This window comes from Spongiibacter sp. IMCC21906 (assembly GCF_001010805.1).
Taxonomy (GTDB): domain Bacteria; phylum Pseudomonadota; class Gammaproteobacteria; order Pseudomonadales; family Spongiibacteraceae; genus Spongiibacter.
This window is the reverse complement of record NZ_CP011477.1, coordinates 317,002-332,362: the sequence shown is the minus strand read 5'-3', so window position 1 is coordinate 332,362 and position 15,361 is coordinate 317,002. Positions and strand designations below refer to the sequence as shown.

The 15,361-nt window shown below is 51.7% G+C and carries 15 protein-coding genes; 5 read left to right on the top strand and 10 right to left on the bottom strand.

Annotation, left to right across the window (positions count from 1 at the left end; translation table 11 throughout):
• Window positions 1–119 precede the first annotated feature (119 nt).
• The 5 genes from IMCC21906_RS01485 to IMCC21906_RS01465 all read right to left on the bottom strand — a co-directional run bounded on the left by IMCC21906_RS01485 (window position 120) and on the right by IMCC21906_RS01465 (window position 5,374).
• Window positions 120–2,306, bottom strand: coding sequence for a bifunctional (p)ppGpp synthetase/guanosine-3',5'-bis(diphosphate) 3'-pyrophosphohydrolase (locus IMCC21906_RS01485; RefSeq protein WP_047013036.1), 2,187 nt, complete (start codon window positions 2,304–2,306; stop codon window positions 120–122).
• A gap of 21 nt (window positions 2,307–2,327) precedes the next feature.
• A complete protein-coding gene (gene rpoZ / locus IMCC21906_RS01480; protein ID WP_047010684.1) occupies window positions 2,328–2,591 on the bottom strand; it encodes a DNA-directed RNA polymerase subunit omega in 264 nt (87 codons plus the stop codon).
• 91 nt (window positions 2,592–2,682) lie between these two features.
• On the bottom strand, window positions 2,683–3,300 hold the full coding sequence (gene gmk / locus IMCC21906_RS01475) for a guanylate kinase (RefSeq protein ID WP_047010683.1): 618 nt from the start codon (window positions 3,298–3,300) through the stop codon (window positions 2,683–2,685).
• A 153-nt stretch (window positions 3,301–3,453) separates the two neighbouring features.
• Window positions 3,454–4,359, bottom strand: coding sequence for a DMT family transporter (locus IMCC21906_RS01470; protein WP_047010682.1), 906 nt, complete (start codon window positions 4,357–4,359; stop codon window positions 3,454–3,456).
• 163 nt (window positions 4,360–4,522) lie between these two features.
• Window positions 4,523–5,374 carry a YicC/YloC family endoribonuclease gene (locus IMCC21906_RS01465; RefSeq protein WP_047010681.1) on the bottom strand — a complete coding sequence of 284 codons (852 nt, stop codon included), beginning with the start codon at window positions 5,372–5,374 and terminating at the stop codon, window positions 4,523–4,525.
• A gap of 185 nt (window positions 5,375–5,559) precedes the next feature.
• On the opposite strand from IMCC21906_RS01465, the gene rph reads away from it, so the two are divergent.
• The gene (rph, locus tag IMCC21906_RS01460) at window positions 5,560–6,279 is read left to right on the top strand and encodes a ribonuclease PH (protein WP_047010680.1); all 720 of its coding nucleotides are present in this window, start codon (window positions 5,560–5,562) and stop codon (window positions 6,277–6,279) included.
• An 89-nt stretch (window positions 6,280–6,368) separates the two neighbouring features.
• Here rph and IMCC21906_RS01455 read toward each other — a convergent pair whose 3' ends face one another.
• Window positions 6,369–7,151, bottom strand: a complete 783-nt coding sequence (locus IMCC21906_RS01455) for an exodeoxyribonuclease III (protein WP_047010679.1) — start codon at window positions 7,149–7,151, stop codon at window positions 6,369–6,371.
• A 317-nt stretch (window positions 7,152–7,468) separates the two neighbouring features.
• On the opposite strand from IMCC21906_RS01455, the gene pyrE reads away from it, so the two are divergent.
• Window positions 7,469–8,119 (top strand): orotate phosphoribosyltransferase, encoded by a 651-nt coding sequence (gene pyrE, locus IMCC21906_RS01450; RefSeq protein WP_156165959.1) that lies wholly within the window; start codon window positions 7,469–7,471, stop codon window positions 8,117–8,119.
• 78 nt (window positions 8,120–8,197) lie between these two features.
• Entirely contained in the window at window positions 8,198–8,839 is a 642-nt protein-coding gene (locus IMCC21906_RS16150; RefSeq protein WP_052763302.1) for a hypothetical protein, read from the top strand.
• A gap of 8 nt (window positions 8,840–8,847) precedes the next feature.
• Here IMCC21906_RS16150 and slmA read toward each other — a convergent pair whose 3' ends face one another.
• From slmA to coaBC, 4 genes are all read right to left on the bottom strand, one after another.
• Window positions 8,848–9,435, bottom strand: coding sequence for a nucleoid occlusion factor SlmA (gene slmA, locus IMCC21906_RS01440; protein ID WP_047010678.1), 588 nt, complete (start codon window positions 9,433–9,435; stop codon window positions 8,848–8,850).
• A 14-nt stretch (window positions 9,436–9,449) separates the two neighbouring features.
• On the bottom strand, window positions 9,450–10,364 hold the full coding sequence (gene argB / locus IMCC21906_RS01435) for an acetylglutamate kinase (RefSeq protein WP_047010677.1): 915 nt from the start codon (window positions 10,362–10,364) through the stop codon (window positions 9,450–9,452).
• Window positions 10,365–10,445: 81 nt separating this feature from the next.
• Window positions 10,446–12,842 (bottom strand): phosphomannomutase/phosphoglucomutase, encoded by a 2,397-nt coding sequence (locus IMCC21906_RS16550; RefSeq protein ID WP_082117299.1) that lies wholly within the window; start codon window positions 12,840–12,842, stop codon window positions 10,446–10,448.
• A gap of 62 nt (window positions 12,843–12,904) precedes the next feature.
• Complete coding sequence (gene coaBC / locus IMCC21906_RS01425; RefSeq protein WP_047010676.1) at window positions 12,905–14,125, bottom strand: bifunctional phosphopantothenoylcysteine decarboxylase/phosphopantothenate--cysteine ligase CoaBC; 1,221 nt, start codon at window positions 14,123–14,125, stop codon at window positions 12,905–12,907.
• Between the two features lie 116 nt (window positions 14,126–14,241).
• On the opposite strand from coaBC, the gene radC reads away from it, so the two are divergent.
• Together radC and rpmB are read left to right on the top strand one after the other, a co-directional pair.
• Complete coding sequence (radC, locus tag IMCC21906_RS01420) at window positions 14,242–14,916, top strand: DNA repair protein RadC (RefSeq protein WP_047013032.1); 675 nt, start codon at window positions 14,242–14,244, stop codon at window positions 14,914–14,916.
• A gap of 206 nt (window positions 14,917–15,122) precedes the next feature.
• On the top strand, window positions 15,123–15,359 hold the full coding sequence (gene rpmB / locus IMCC21906_RS01415; protein WP_047010675.1) for a 50S ribosomal protein L28: 237 nt from the start codon (window positions 15,123–15,125) through the stop codon (window positions 15,357–15,359).
• Window positions 15,360–15,361: the final 2 nt, after the last annotated feature.

The window sequence follows — 15,361 nt, the reverse complement described above, 5'->3', positions numbered from 1 at the left end:
TTAATTTCGACAGGCTGAATTTTCTCTGTTTTATCCCAAATGAGAAAGAGCCTTGGCTTGTCTTGCAGACCAGACCAGGTGAGCGGCTGTTTCAGGAGGGCTGACAGGATAATAAGCAATTAATGCTTTTCGCGTTCTACCTTAATGGCAGCGGGGATATTGCGAATGCGGCGCATTATTCGGGCAAGATGCACGCGCGACTGCACGCCAATAATAAGATGGATGGTGCTGATTTTTGGATTTTCATCTTCAACACTGATTTTTTCGATGCTGCCATCAGCGCCGTTCACGCGAGTCGCTAATACGGCAATAATACCGCGCTGCTTGCTGAGTTCTACTTTCAGTTCTACTGAGAAGTCACGGTCAATTTGCTCGGCCCAGGTGAGGGGGACGACGCGTTCGGGTTGGCTGCTGAGGGCAATGCTGTTGTGACAGTTTTCGCAGTGGACCACTACGCCCTTTTCAGAACTGACGATGCCGACAATGTGGTCGCCAGGTATGGGGTAGCAGCAGCGGGCAAAATTAACCAGGAAGCCTTCCGTGCCGTGGATGATCATGGCTTCGCGCATGAGCGCAGGGGGTACATCTTCGCGGCCGGTATCACGAATCTCATCACGCAGATTAACTAACTGTTTGGCAGTGAGATAAGCCACGCGGTTACCCATGCCAATTTGCTCATAAATATTGTCGATAGAGCGGGCGTGGGTGGAATTAACCAGCTTTTTTAACTGACTGTCGCTGAAGTCAGCTAAGTTCTCTGACAGGCTGGCTAACGCTCGGTCGAGCATGCGCTTGCCAAGATTGAGGGCTTCGTTACGGCGCTGGTGTTTAAGAAAGTGACGAATACCGCTGCGGGCTTTAGCCGTCACGACAAAGTGCATCCACGCCGGATTGGGTTGCGCGCCGGGTGTCGTAATAACTTCGACGGTCTCGCCGCTTTGCAGGGGTTCTGACAGGGGCGCTAAACGACGGTTGATGCGACAGGCGACACAGCTGTTGCCAATATCGCTGTGCACGGCATAAGCAAAATCGACGGCGGTGGCGCCAGCGGGCAATTCCATAATGTCGCCACGGGGAGTAAAGACGTAGACCTCATCGGGGAACAAGTCGATTTTGACGTTTTCGATAAATTCTAGCGAATCGCCAGCGCGTTCTTGCATTTCCAGTAGCCCCTGCACCCATTGGCGGGCTCTGGCGTGGCTGGAGTTGCGCTTGGGCTCGGGTTCATTGGCTTTGTATAGCCAATGGGCAGCAATACCGTTGTCGGCCATTTCTTCCATTTCCTGGGTGCGGATCTGGATTTCGATGGGGACGCCCTGCATGCCAAATAATACGGTATGCAGAGATTGGTAGCCGTTGGCTTTTGGAATGGCTATGTAATCTTTAAACTGGCCGGGCACTGGTTTGTAGAGGCCATGTACGCAGCCCAAGACGCGATAGCAGCTGTCAACCGAATCGACAACAATGCGAAAGGCGTAGAGATCCATAATCTCTTTGAGTGACTTCCGCTTGTTGCGCATCTTGCTGTAAACACTGAACAGATGCTTTTCTCGGCCGATTACTTGCGCATTGTGGCCTTCTTCTAAGAGGCAGTTTTCTAAGCTCTCTCGAATAGATTCCATGACCTTTTTGCGGTCACCGTAACGGGCTTCTATTGCTTTGCGTATGCGCCGGGCACGCATGGGGTGCATGGCTTGAAAACCAAGATCTTCAAACTCGACCCGGACTTTATGCATGCCCAAACGTTGGGCGATGGGTGCGTAGATTTCCAGGGTTTCTCTTGCGATGCGGCGGCGTTTGTCGGCACGCAACACGCCAAGGGTGCGCATATTGTGTAAGCGGTCGGCCAGCTTTACCAGAATAACCCGGATATCTTTGGCCATGGCCAAGGCCATTTTCTGAAAGTTTTCGGCCTGTTGTTCGGCTTTGGATTGAAATTCGATTCGGGTTAACTTAGAAACGCCATCCACCAGTTCGGCCACCACTTCACCAAACTGATTGCTCAGAGCTTGCTTGGAAACGGCGGTATCTTCAATGACGTCGTGGAGCATGGCCGCCATTAAGCTTTGGGCGTCCATATGCATTTCTGCAAGAATACTGGCAACGGCGAGGGGATGGGTTACGTAGGGCTCGCCACTACGCCGACTTTGGCCCTCGTGGGCTTGTTCGGCGTAGAAGTAAGCGCGCTTTATTTGTTGAACCTGATCGTTGGGAAGGTATTCGGCGAGGGTTTGAGCTAGGGCGTCAATAGATTGCGCTGGCTCAGGTCTGCTCTGTGCAGGATTAAAAATACTGTACTGATGCATCAGCACCCCGGCCATTCACGATTAAACTGCCGCGTTACCCATTTCGGCATCCAGATCTAGCTCAGGCTCTTCAACTTTGCGGTCTGCTGCCATGATTTCTTGTTTGGTGATTTTGCCTTCAGCAAGTTCACGCAAGGCCAAGACAGTTGGCTTGTCACCATCTTCTTGAACCAAAGGATCTTTACCGCCGGTAGCGAGTGCGCGAGCACGTTTGCTGGCAACCATAACCAGTTCGAAGCGGTTATCCACTGCCGATAGGCAGTCTTCAACAGTAATACGAGCCATGAAACCTGTTTCCTGAAACGATAGAACGGCGCAGAAAATGCGCCGACAAGTAAAGTGAGTCTACCAAAATCGATGCGCTTATAATAGAGGCTTATGATAGGAGTTCGTTTAGTAGTGCCTTATTTCTGGCGCTTTGCGGAGCAAGTTGCAGGCGGTGGGCGCGAATAATTGCGCAGAGGTCGGCGAGCGCGGTGTCAAAATCGTCGTTGATTACGATGTAATCACCCTCGTTATAGTGGGACATTTCCGCAACAGCGTCTTGCATGCGTCGACTGATAATGGCGTCGTCATCTTGACCGCGTCCGGTTAGCCGTTGCCGTAATGCCTCTTTAGAGGGGGGCAGAATAAAAATCGAAATGGTGTCTTTCATTAGGCGGCGCACTTGCTCGGCACCTTGCCAGTCAATTTCTAAAATTACGTCTTCACCAGCGGCAAGTTGAGATTCTACCCATTTTTGGGAGGTGCCGTAGAAGTTATCAAAGACCTTTGCGTGTTCTAAAAATGCCACCTGCGCCAGCATTTGCTGAAATTCGTCATGGGATACAAAGTGGTAGTTCACGCCATTTTGTTCGCCGGGGCGCATGGCGCGCGTGGTGTGAGAAATAGATACGCCGAGTTGATCAACACTTTCGATGAGCTTGGTCACCAGGCTGGTTTTGCCCGCGCCAGAGGGTGCAGAAATGGTGTAAAGCCTGCCTTGTTGACTCATGTTTGATCCCGATCAGCTGCTGCTCGCATTTATGCTCACCATTATAGAAGGCGAGTCACGGGCGCAGAAAACGTATTATTCTACCGAATTTTTAGCAGTCCCCAAGGGCTTTGATCAGTGTACTAAAAAAAAATTGTTTTTACCTCGTCGAGCCTATTTCAGTACGCTCTTTAACCATAGCTGTAACGATGGCCAGCGGTTGACCAGCATCGCGGCAAATATCAGCCCGCAGCCCGCCAGCTGCATAGTGGTCATGCGCTCAGCAAACCAGACGCTGGCTAATAATGCGGTCCATACCGGTTCCAGTGTCATGATAATAGCGCTGTGGCTGGGCGGCGCCATACCTTGGCCCCGGGTTTGAATGAGAAACCGTAGACTGGTCGCAATTAGCAGGCTGGCAAAAAACCAGCCCCAAATATTAAGAGGTTGGCTGAATTGCCAGTCTTCTGCGACGGTTGAGCAGATGGCAGTGATCAAACCCGTAACGAGCAGTTGTATAGCTGTTAGAGGTAGCGCGGGAATTTTCGCCGCGGCATGACTGTTGAGTACAAACATCAAGGCAAGAAAGAGCGCGGCCATTAAAAAGCACAACTCTGCTGGACCGAGATTAAAGTGGCTATCCAGCGACAAACACGCCAAACCGGCAATCGCGATGGGAATGGCCAGATAAACAGAGAGGCTGGAACGCTCGCCAAAAAACAGCGTAATAAGAGGCACCAAAACGAGCCCAAGGCTGCATAAAAAAGCCCCCACGCCGATGTGCTGGGTCATTTTTAAGCCCATGATCCAAAACACCATGGCAATACCAAATAACACACCGACGTAAGCCGATTGCCGCCATTGCTGAGCGGTGAGTCGCCGCAGGCCAGTGCGACCAATGACTGATAACAACAACCCCGCGCCAGTAAATCGTAACGCCATAAACATTAACGGCGGAAAGCCCGCAAGCGCCTCTCGGGAGAATATCCAGCCAGCTGCCGCCACAACGGTTGCCGCCAATAGAAGTAAATCAGCTTTGAGGTGAGTGGAGCTATGTGTGGCGGTGGTGGATATGGGCACCGGGCTTACCTGCGTCTGAGAGCAACATATTTGTTTGGAACAAATGGACGTGCAGCATAGCATACTTCACCACCTCGTCGTTGCTGGCGAGGTGGGTTTTGTTAAGTGAGCTTGCTTATATTGAATTGGAGGGCTTGGGTATTCTTTTTTTTGTAGCTGGGTTTTACTCGATATTCTGAATCTGCTCCCGCATTTGCTCGATAAGTACTTTTAGTTCGACAGCGGCTTGGGTGCTGTCTGCCACCACTGCTTTTGAGGAAAGGGTGTTGGCTTCGCGATTGAGTTCCTGCATTAAGAAGTCTAAGCGTCGGCCTACGGCACCGCCTTTTTTGAGTATATGGCGCACTTCTGTCACGTGGGTGTCTAGTCGGTCTAGTTCTTCGTCGACGTCGGCTTTTTGGGCGATCATGGCAATTTCTTGCTCAAGCCGGTCGGCATCCAGTTCGGCTTTTAGATCGGCTAGGCGCTGCTGGAGTTTTGTCTGTTGTTTTTTGACGATGTCGGGCATTTTTCCCCGAACTTCAGTGACGATATTTTCAATGCTGTTCAGGCGTTGGTGGATAAGTTCTGCAAGCGCTGCACCTTCCCGTTGTCGGTTTTCTATATGGAGGTCTAATGTTTGCTTGAAGCACTCCAACAGCTTGGCTTGTAGTGTGTCGCCGTCTAATTCGGCGTTCGTTATTACGCCGGGCCAGCGCAGCAGTTCCAGGATATTGACGGGTGCGGAGTGGGCGATTTCCGAGCGCAGCTTATTGGCGGCGTCTAAAATTTGGTGAAGCAGAGCGTCATTGAGCTTTAATTCTTGCTCTTGGTCTTGCAGTTGAATTTTTAAGCTGCATTCCACTTTGCCCCGCTGCAGGCGTTTGCGTAGCCCGTCGCGCAAGCTGGGTTCAAGTTGGCGCCACGATTCGGGGAGTTTGAAGCTGAGCTCCAAGTAGCGATGATTGACCGAGCGCAGTTCCCAGGTGGCGGTGCCCCAAGGGTATTCGTTGCGCAGATGGGCGAAGGCGGTCATGCTGCAAATAGTCACTGGAAACCCTTATAACGTTTAAATGAGACGAGCATTCTAGCAGTTTGTGCGCCGACTATCTGCTGAGCTGGGCAGCCATTTTGGCGGCTGGGGTTCGTGTTGTTTGCTGCTGACCTATATACTTTGCGCCTTGTTGGTCCTGCCAATCCTTCCCAAAATCAGGAGTAAATATGAGTCGACCCAGTCAGCGCGCTATTGATGAAAAGCGTCTTCTGCGTATTCAGCGTCATTTCACATGTCATGCAGAAGGTTCTGTCCTTATTGAAACGGGCAATACCAAGGTGATTTGTACCGCTTCGGTGGAAAACAGCGTGCCCCGGTTTTTGCGTGGCAAAGGGCAGGGTTGGGTCACCGCTGAATATGGCATGTTGCCTCGTTCTACTGGCAGCCGGATGGGCCGCGAAGCCGCGAGAGGTAAGCAAAGTGGTCGTACCCAAGAAATTCAGCGTTTGATTGGCCGTTCGTTGCGGGCTGCGCTGGACTTGTCTGCACTGGGAGAAAATACCATTACTTTGGATTGTGATGTCATTCAGGCCGATGGTGGTACCCGTACTGCTTCCATTACCGGGGCGTATGTGGCGCTGGCCGATGCGATTGCGACATTACAAAAACAAGGTTTGGTGACCGGGCAGCCACTGCAAAAAATGGTGGCTGCGGTTTCCGTGGGTATTTATCAGGGTCAGCCGGTGCTGGACTTGGATTATCTCGAAGACTCGGCAGCTGAAACCGATATGAACGTGGTGATGGATGACCAAGGGGGCGTTATCGAGGTGCAGGGTACCGCAGAGGGGGCGACCTTCAGTCGCGTTGAAATGAACGCGATGATGGACCTGGCCGAGAAGGGAATTGGTGAGCTTATCGTGGCTCAGCGAGAAGCGCTGGCGTTGTAGCCGCTTTATTGTATGGCGGTAGTGATTTGCTAAAATCAAGAAGGGAGGCCATTTGGCCTCCCTTCTTGTTAAATAGCTAACAATAAAGACTAAAACTCTGCTTCGGGCAGTTCGTAGTCGTAGTCCATGATGAGTGGGGCGTGGCTACCAAACTGCTGTACTTTGTACAGCGCGCCAAATTCCACTTTGGGTTTTAAGCGCTCGGAGACAATTTGATAATCAACCCGCCAGCCATCTTTACCGGGTTCACCTTTTGGCCACCAGCTAAATTCATCGGCGTCGGTGGTTACCAGTCTAAAGGCATCGGAGTAGTGCTGCTCTCTGAACAGCCTATCCATCCACTGCTGTTCTTCTGCCAAACTACCGGAAACGCCGTGGTTGCCTTTGACGTCTTGAATATCAATGCTGCGGTGAGCAATATTCCAGTTGCCACAGATGATGAAGTCCCGACGTTTGTTGCGCACTTTTGTCAGGTGATTCATATATTGTTCAAAAAACTGGTTTTTTCGAGATTGCTCGCTGGCATCTTTGTCGTAGGCGCTGGGCGCCAACAGGCTGCCAATGCTGATATCGTCAAAATCGGCTTGAATATAAAGACCGTCCATGTCGAAGTCTAAAAATCCCAGGCCGGTCATAATGGCTTTGGGCAGCTTGCGAGTGTAAATCGCCACACCGTTGCTTTTGCCGTCGGCAGAATCAAAGAAGTACGGGTTGTATTCTCTGGGGAAGTAGACGTCGTCCCGGAGTTTGTATTCGGCGATACCGAGATTTTGGATGCAAACGACGTCTGCATCCTGCTCTACAATCCAGTCAAAAAAACCACGTTCAGCGGCATCGACTATGCTGTCAGCACAAAAGCTGATAATTCTCATCGGTTTCCTGTTCTACCCATATCGAGCCGCAAAGGCGGCGCGCAGCGTTAAGAGTTAGCTGCCAAGTCTTTGAATAACTTATGCAAGTGAGAGTTGAAAGCTGCTTATTACTGATCGTTGTTAAGTTTAAATGTAGACTACAACGAAAAATTAGACACGACAATCAAATGGCGATTCTACCGAGAAATGCAGCATATTTGGAGAGCGATTTAGCAATTTCGCTGCATTTTCACAGAGACTGGCAGCAGAGTGGATGAGCTTTTGCTGCGTTATGCGTAAAATGCACCCCGTAATGAAACAGTATTTCAGGATTGAGAATGAGTATAGCGGCATATCAAACAGCATTTATCGAGCAGGCCATTAAAAGTGAGGCTCTGTGTTTTGGCGAATTTACCCTAAAGTCTGGACGCATTAGCCCTTATTTCTTTAATGCGGGCCGTTTTTGCAGTGGCGCCGCGTTGGCCGCCTTGGGGCGCTGTTATGCGGATGCCATTGTCGCCTCAGGTATAGAGTTTGATCTTTTGTTTGGGCCAGCCTACAAAGGTATTTCTTTGGCAGCAGTAACGGCCTATGCCCTGGCGGAGCATCACGGCCGAGATGTGCCTTATAGCTATAATCGCAAAGAGAAAAAAGACCACGGTGAAGGCGGTAGCCTCGTGGGCGCACCGGTAAAAGGTAAGGTTTTGATTATTGACGATGTGATTACTGCCGGTACTGCCATTCGCCAAGCTATTGAAATGATTTCTGCCGAGGGTGGCTCGGTGGCGGGGGTGGCGATTGGCTTGGATCGCCAAGAACGGGGTCAGGGGGAACGCTCTGCTATACAGGAGTTGGAGCAAGACAAAAAACTAAGTGTGGTTAGCATTGTCAAACTTGCTGATATTGTTGAGTATTTAAATAGTGAGTCTAACGATAAAAAACTGTTGTCTAGCATTAATGCGTACCGTCAGCAGTATGGTATTGCTTAAGTGGAAGTGCGGCTACCATGATCGCCCGGCTTCATGGAAAACGAGTCCGGCTTGTAGCTGGATAGGAACGTAAAACGTATGCTCATAAAGTCCATCATCGTTATCGGGCTGCTGTTGTGGGGCTTGGGTGCTTCTGCAGCAGAGAAGCTCTATTACCGTTATCCTGGTGTTAGCGGTAATGTGGTGATTGATGACCGTATCCCGCCTGAGGCGGTTCCCCGGGGTTACGATGTAATTCGCAAAGATGGCAGCATTGTTAAAACGGTGGCTCCTCAGTTGACCGAGGGGCAACGTAAAGCCCATGCACAGGAAGCCGCGATTGCCCGGGCGAGAGCCGAGGCGGCGCAAAAAATGCGCGAGTGGGATGAGTCGCTACTGCTACGCTATAGCGACATAGCGGATATTGAGGTTGCCAAACAACGGGCACTCAATGATATTAAAGTGCGAATTAGCATCCTTAAAAGCAATATGCGGGTAGTGAAAGAGCAGGTATTGAAAAACCAGAAAGAAGCAGCGGAGCTAGAGCGTGGCGGCGTTGCGGTGCCAAGCAGTATGGCCGAAACCCAAATGTTGTTGCGGCGAGAGCTGGCAGCGACGGAAGAGCAAATTAGTGTACGCACGGAACAGCTGGATACGGTCGCCGAGGCGTATGAGCGAGACAAAGCCCGTTTTTCTGTGTTGCAAGAGCAAGTGGATAAGCGTCGGGCGCTTGCTCAGTAAGTCCTTGTCTACTGTCTAAAGATCATTGCTGCTAATAGCGGCCACTGCTCGTCCCAGCCCTGAGTGGGTGCGCGCTTAAAATCGCTGCGCACAAATTGACTGATGCGACCTTCTGCGGTGGATAGTAAAAGGTTTGCCGTTGCCGTGACGGTAGCCTGGGTGCGTAAACCTTCCCTCACTTCGGCTTCACGTAAAACCTGCTTTATTTGGGTTTCTAGCCGATCATAAAATTGCACAACTCGGTCTTTAAGGCGCGCTTGTTCCCCGGCAAGGGCGTCGCCATTAATGATGCGAGTAATGCCGGGGTTGCGCTCAGTAAAGCCCAGTAGCAGCTGCAGTATATTACTGGTTTGTTGAAGGGCGCCGTTATCTTCTTTGAGGATTAGCGCCACCCGGCTGAAAATCGCGTCCTCAACAAAGCTGATCAAGCCTTCAAACATTTTTGCTTTACTGGGAAAGTGACGATACAGCGCCGCTTCGGAGACGCCGACTTCGGCCGCTAATTTAGCCGTTGTTATGCGTGTTCCCGGTTGAGTTTCCAGCATGGTGGCGAGAGCTTGGAGAATATCGTCCCGGCGGGAGGTGCGGTTTGCCATATCGTTGTGAATTCCTAGGGCTCAAGCAAAGAGCGTTTATTGGTAATGAGTGTGCCTACGCCGGTGTCGGTGAAAATTTCTAATAGCACCGCATGGGGGACGCGACCATCAATGATGTGGGCGCTTTGCACGCCGGAATTGACCGCATCCAGTGCGCAGCGAATTTTGGGCAACATGCCACCGTAGATGGTGCCGTCGGCAATCAGCTCGTCGACTCTTTCAGTGCGCAGGCCAGTTAGAACTGTGCCAGATTTGTCTTTTAGACCTTCAATATTGGTTAGCAACATCAGTTTTTCGGCTTGTAACACTTCAGCTATTTTACCGGCCACCAAATCGGCGTTGATATTGTAGGAGTTTCCATCAGGGCCGACCCCGATAGGTGCAATGACAGGAATAAAATCACTGTTAATCAGCATGTCTAAAACGTCGGTAGAGATGCTGGCCACTTCACCAACATGACCAATATCAATAATTTCTGGGACCGAGGTTTCTGGGGTTTTTTGGGTAACGGTCAGTTTTTTTGCGCGGATCAGCTGACCATCTTTACCGGTGAGGCCAATAGCCTTGCCGCCATTGTGGTTGAGCAGGGACACAATTTCTTTGTTCACGGTGCCGCCCAGTACCATTTCCACAACATCCATGGTGGCGCTATCGGTGACGCGCATACCATCGACAAACCGGGACTCTATCTGCAAGCGCTTGAGCAAGTCACCAATTTGCGGGCCGCCGCCGTGAACGACAATGGGGTTCATCCCCACCAGTTTCATTAACACAATGTCTCGGGCGAAATGGGCCTTCAGCTCGTCGTCTATCATGGCATTGCCGCCAAACTTTACGACAATTGTGCGATTGGTGAAGCGCTGGATGTAGGGCAGCGCCTCGGTTAGTACCTGGGCGATATTTTCCGCTGCTTTGCGATTGATAGACATGGTGATCTCGCTGTGTTGTTGACTCTATTTCTGACGCTATATGAGAAGGCCGCCAGAAGAATGCATTCTAAATGGGCGCTATTAAAGACTATCTGCCAGTTGGGGATCAATCTTTGTGAGTAGCTTAGAGAAGCGCTCGCGTATTCCCTGTAAGCCCACTTCGCTGTCCGCCTCAAACCGCAAGGTAATGGCGGGTCCGGTGTTGGAGGCCCGAATCAGCCCCCAGCCATTGCGGAAATCGGCGCGTAAGCCGTCGATGTCAGTGAGGCTTGCATCGTCAAAATTATGAGCCTCTTTAAACGCCTCTACTAACTGAAACTTTTTATCGTCAGCTACGGCGATTAAGATTTCTTCGGTGGCAAACATTTTCTCCTGGCTGGCCAGTGCTTTATCCATAGATGTGTCGGCCAGCGTCAGGGCCTCAAGTAATCGGGCGGCAGCGTACATGCCGTCGTCAAAACCATACCAGCGCTCATTGAAAAAGATGTGACCGGAGAACTCGCCGCCTAGCAGTGCGCCCGTTTCGACCATTTTTTGTTTCATATAAGCGTGGCCACTTTTCCACATGAGTGGCCGCCCGCCTCGGTCAATGATGCGTTTTTGCAGGGTGCGAGAGCACTTGATATCAAACAATATTTGGCCGCCGGGGTTGCGGCTGACCATATCTTCAGCCAAGACCAATAATAATTCGTCGGCAGCCGGGCATTGTCCCTCGGCAGTGACAACGGCGACACGGTCGCCGTCGCCGTCAAAGGCCAGGCCGATATCGGCATTATTAGCGAGTACGGCTTCTTTCAGTGCGGCCAAATTTTCTGGAATGGTGGGGTCGGGTGGGTGGTTGGGGAAGTTGCCGTCAACTTCGCAAAACAGGGTGCTGACATGGCAACCCAATTCTTCAAATAATTCCGGTGCCGTTGTGGAGGTGGCGCCATTGCCTGCATCAATGACGATGTTGAGGGGGCGAGCAATAACGACATCACTGGTAATGCGATTGATATAGCGCTGTTGAATGCTGTCTTGATCAAGCTTGCCCTCGCCTTGGCAAAAGTCTTGCGCTTCGATACGGCGACGCAGGGCTTGAATGTCATCAGCGGCAAGGGTGTTGAATTGCATGTAGATTTTCATGCCGTTGTGGTGGCCGGGATTGTGGCTGCCGGTAATCATAACGCCATTGCCGACGTTGAGTTCACGGCAGGCATACTGGAGCATGGGGGTGGCAAGCAGCCCCAAATCAATCACGTTGATGCCGGTGCTTTGCAGCCCTGTTAATAGTGCTTCGCGAATTCTGGGGCTGCTTAAGCGGCCATCTCGGCCAAGTAGTATTTTGCTTTCGCCCCGGGCCAGTGCCTCGCTGCCTATGGCTTGGCCGATCAGTTTGCAGCTGTAGTCGTCCAGGTCTCGGTCAGCCTCACCGCGAATGTCGTAGGCACGAAAAGCATTTAAGGCAAGTTGTTGAGGGTCGTTGTGCTGAGGCAGCGGCGGCGAGTCGGTTTTAGCGGTGTTTTGGTCTGCAGGCTTGGGCTTTGGATTTTGCCTTGCTGTTGTTTCTGGTGCCGCGCTTGCCGTTGGGATGGTGTCTTTGGCGGTGGGTGGCGTAGGTTTAGTTGCTGCGGTGGCGCGGTGCATGGCACTGCTGCGTAGAAAAAACACAGCATGACTGGCTGCAATCAGGGCGACGCAGAGTAGGCAGGCCAGCCATAAGAAGATCCCCTCGCTTTCCAGTGAGCGGATCATGGCGGCTTGTGGAATCACTTCAAGTGTCCAGCCTGGCACGGGCAAGGGGCGGCTTGCCATATATTGCTGGTTAGCGGTGTTGGCGGCAGCAATAATTACGTCCCGGCGATTTTTATAGGTTTGTACTAGCTGGTGGTTTAGCGCTTCGCCAGCCAAACTCGTGAGCAGCCCTTGAAAGTAGCTGGCAGGAAAGGAGACAAAAATAGCTAACCGAGGTGACACCAGTTGACTGAAGCTAATGAGCCACTGGTCTTGATAGCGGTAAGCTTCAATTTCCAGGGTCTTGCTTGCGATGGTTTTGCGGAGCAGGTCAATCTCTATGTGGTTGCGGAGGCGGTCAGTTTCACTTTTTTCGTCTGCTACGCCCTGCTCTGCAATAAAAATAAGCTGGGTGCTGGTGGCTTCTGGAAAGGCATTTTTTAAGCCCTTTTCAAAATCGCTGGTGCTGGCGTGTTGGCCTGTTAGGACAGCGTCTTTGAGGTCGTTGCGGGATGCTTGACTGCTGACCCGCTCGCTGAGCTGCTTGATAACGTTGCGGAGGATGAGGGTTTGGTGGTCGGCGCTGGTGGCGGTAACGGCACTGATTCGTTGCGCCAAGGCTTTGGGTTGTTCGATATACACTACCCAATAAAAGGCGCCCAAAATAGCGCTGATACAAATCAATGCTGACAGCAGAATGTCGCGTTGGTTGGCATTGAAGCCCACGTTTATTTTTTGTTTTCCCGCACGGGCTTTTTTATTCATATTCTGGTGATGTTCCCTGTCTCAGCCGCAGTGAGTCGTTGCCTATCATCGACGGCGAGGGTTTAGCTGTCTAGTGCCGCGGCAGCGTATTGGTGGTAGTGCTTGGCAAGCATGGCGATTAATTGTCTAGCCAGTTGGGATTTTGCCATTTCTGCCAGTTCAGTGCGGCCCTCAGGCCAGAATACGACGACTCGATTTTGATCTGCATTAAAGCCGATGCTGGTGTCCGAGACATCGTTGGCAATGATCATATTCAGGTTTTTACGGCGCATTTTATCTTTTGCATAGTGCTCAAGGTCTTGCGTCTCTGCGGCAAAACCAACAGTAAAGGGCCGGTTTGCATGGTTGGCAACGGTGCTGACGATATCGGGGTTACGCTGTAATTCTAGCTGTAGGGTGTCAGTGCTTTTTTTGATTTTCTGGGTAATAAATTCAGCGGGACGATAGTCGGCTACGGCGGCACAAGCAATAAATATATCGGCGGCAACAACGGTGTCGGTGGCCGCGGCCAACATATCTTGGGCGCTGATGACATCCATACGTTTCACGCGTTCAGGACAGGCGAGGTTGGTCGGTCCGCTAATGAGGGTGACCTGTGCGCCCGCGTCTGCGGCGGCTTGGGCGAGGGCATAGCCCATTTTGCCGGAGCTGTGGTTGCTGATGTATCTGACGGGGTCAATCGCTTCTCGGGTTGGACCGGCAGTAATAACCACTGACAGGCCATCAAGATCGCGAGTTTTAAACAGGCTGGCAGCGAGGCTGGCCAGCGCCTCGGCTTCCATCATTCGCCCCGGCCCAACATCGCCGCAAGCTTGCTCTCCTGCCGCAGGACCAAAAAGGTGAATGTGGCGCTGTTTGAGAAGCGCTACATTACTTTGGGTGGCAGGGTCGCGCCACATTGCTTGATTCATGGCCGGGGCCAGGGCAATTGGCGCATCGGTGGCCAAACAGAGGGTGGTTAACAGATCGTCACCTCGGCCCCCTGCAAGCCGGGCCATGAAGTTGGCGCTGGCTGGGGCAACTAGAATGAGGTCCGCCCAGCGGGCCAATTCAATATGCCCCATACCGGCTTCAGCTTCGGGGTCCAGCAAGGTGGTGTGGACAGGGTTGCCGGACAAGGCTTGAAGCGTTAATGGGGTGATGAATTCCTGTGCAGCTGGGGTCATGACCACGCGAACGTCGGCGCCAGCATCTTTTAAACGGCGAATGAGTTCGGCGCTCTTATAAGCGGCGATGCCGCCGGTGACGCCTAATAAAATTTGTCGATTGCTTAATTGCTTCATGGTATGTGCCGACATGGAATTCGGCGTCTATTATGACAGTTATGACGGCCTCGCAAAATGTTGCAATGCCGCTGTTAAACTATTTGTTAAATAAAAGCCAAATCCAAGGAGGGAGTATGGCGATTAGAGATTGGCCCGCGCAGGAGCGTCCTAGAGAAAAATTAATGCAGCGCGGGGCTATGGCGCTATCTGATGCCGAGTTGTTAGCGATTTTTTTGCGCACAGGGGTTGCCGGGAAGTCTGCAGTGGATGTTGCTCGCGAACTGTTAGGACAGTTTGGTGGCTTAGGAGCGCTCCTGGGTGCCAGCCGGGCCCATTTCTGCCGGGGCTTGGGCTTGGGGGATGCCAAATATGTGCAGCTGCAGGCAGTGTTGGAAATGGCGCGTCGCTATAATGAAGAGCAGTTACGTAATGCGCCGGTATTAAGTTCGGCTACGGCTACCCGGCAGTTTTTGTCGACCCAGCTTCGGGGTGAGCGACGAGAGGTATTTGTGGTGCTGTATTTGGATAGTCAGCACCAACTGATTCAATATGAACCACTATTTTTTGGCACACTGGATGCGGCGGCAGTGTATCCCCGAGAAATTGTGCGGCGAGGCTTGGAGTTAAACGCTGCGGCCTTGATCGTGGCGCACAATCATCCGTCGGGGGTGGCGGAGGCCAGTGATGCCGATCAGCGAATTACTCGCCGAATCAGGGAGGCCTTGGGTTTGATGGACATGCGCTTGCTGGATCACTGTATTGTGGCGGGTCCAGTGGTGGTATCGATGGCTGAAAAGGGCTTGTTGTAAGTTTGCAGCCGAGAATAAAAACAAGCTGATTTTGCATATTAAGTTGCGCGTCGGCTACGCTTCTGGTATAAAGTCGCGCTCCATTTGGGCCGTGTCCCTCCAGCTTGCGGAAATTCCGCTAGTCTGAACATGATTGCGCGGCGGGCCCGTAAAGAATTCGATTTTACAAATCCTGAGACTATCAGGGTTGAAGAGGCGAGAGTATCATGTCCAGAGTATGCCAAGTTACGGGCAAGCGTCCGGTAACAGGAAACAACGTATCACACGCCAAGAACCGTACCCGTCGTCGGTTCCTGCCTAATTTGCACAGCCACCGCTTTTGGGTTGAGGCAGAAAAACGCTTTGTGACACTGCGTGTCTCTAGCAAAGGCATGCGTATTATTGACAAAAAGGGTATCGACGAAGTGCTAGCTGACTTGCGCACTCGCGGCGAAAAATATTAAGG

Bases quoted from the DNA above. Each gene is read 5' to 3' on its own strand.
- IMCC21906_RS01455 (WP_047010679.1), bottom strand. From the start codon at position 7,151: ATGAGAATTATCAGCTTTTGTGCTGACAGCATAGTCGATGCCGCTGAA.
- coaBC (WP_047010676.1), bottom strand. From the start codon at position 14,125: ATGAAGCAATTAAGCAATCGACAAATTTTATTAGGCGTCACCGGCGGC.
- rpmB (WP_047010675.1), top strand. From the start codon at position 15,123: ATGTCCAGAGTATGCCAAGTTACGGGCAAGCGTCCGGTAACAGGAAAC.
- IMCC21906_RS01465 (WP_047010681.1), bottom strand. From the start codon at position 5,374: ATGACCGCCTTCGCCCATCTGCGCAACGAATACCCTTGGGGCACCGCC.
- argB (WP_047010677.1), bottom strand. From the start codon at position 10,364: ATGTCTATCAATCGCAAAGCAGCGGAAAATATCGCCCAGGTACTAACC.
- IMCC21906_RS16550 (WP_082117299.1), bottom strand. From the start codon at position 12,842: ATGAATAAAAAAGCCCGTGCGGGAAAACAAAAAATAAACGTGGGCTTC.
- pyrE (WP_156165959.1), top strand. From the start codon at position 7,469: ATGAGTATAGCGGCATATCAAACAGCATTTATCGAGCAGGCCATTAAA.
- rpoZ (WP_047010684.1), bottom strand. From the start codon at position 2,591: ATGGCTCGTATTACTGTTGAAGACTGCCTATCGGCAGTGGATAACCGC.
- rph (WP_047010680.1), top strand. From the start codon at position 5,560: ATGAGTCGACCCAGTCAGCGCGCTATTGATGAAAAGCGTCTTCTGCGT.
- IMCC21906_RS01485 (WP_047013036.1), bottom strand. From the start codon at position 2,306: ATGCATCAGTACAGTATTTTTAATCCTGCACAGAGCAGACCTGAGCCA.
- gmk (WP_047010683.1), bottom strand. From the start codon at position 3,300: ATGAGTCAACAAGGCAGGCTTTACACCATTTCTGCACCCTCTGGCGCG.
- radC (WP_047013032.1), top strand. From the start codon at position 14,242: ATGGCGATTAGAGATTGGCCCGCGCAGGAGCGTCCTAGAGAAAAATTA.
- IMCC21906_RS16150 (WP_052763302.1), top strand. From the start codon at position 8,198: ATGCTCATAAAGTCCATCATCGTTATCGGGCTGCTGTTGTGGGGCTTG.
- slmA (WP_047010678.1), bottom strand. From the start codon at position 9,435: ATGGCAAACCGCACCTCCCGCCGGGACGATATTCTCCAAGCTCTCGCC.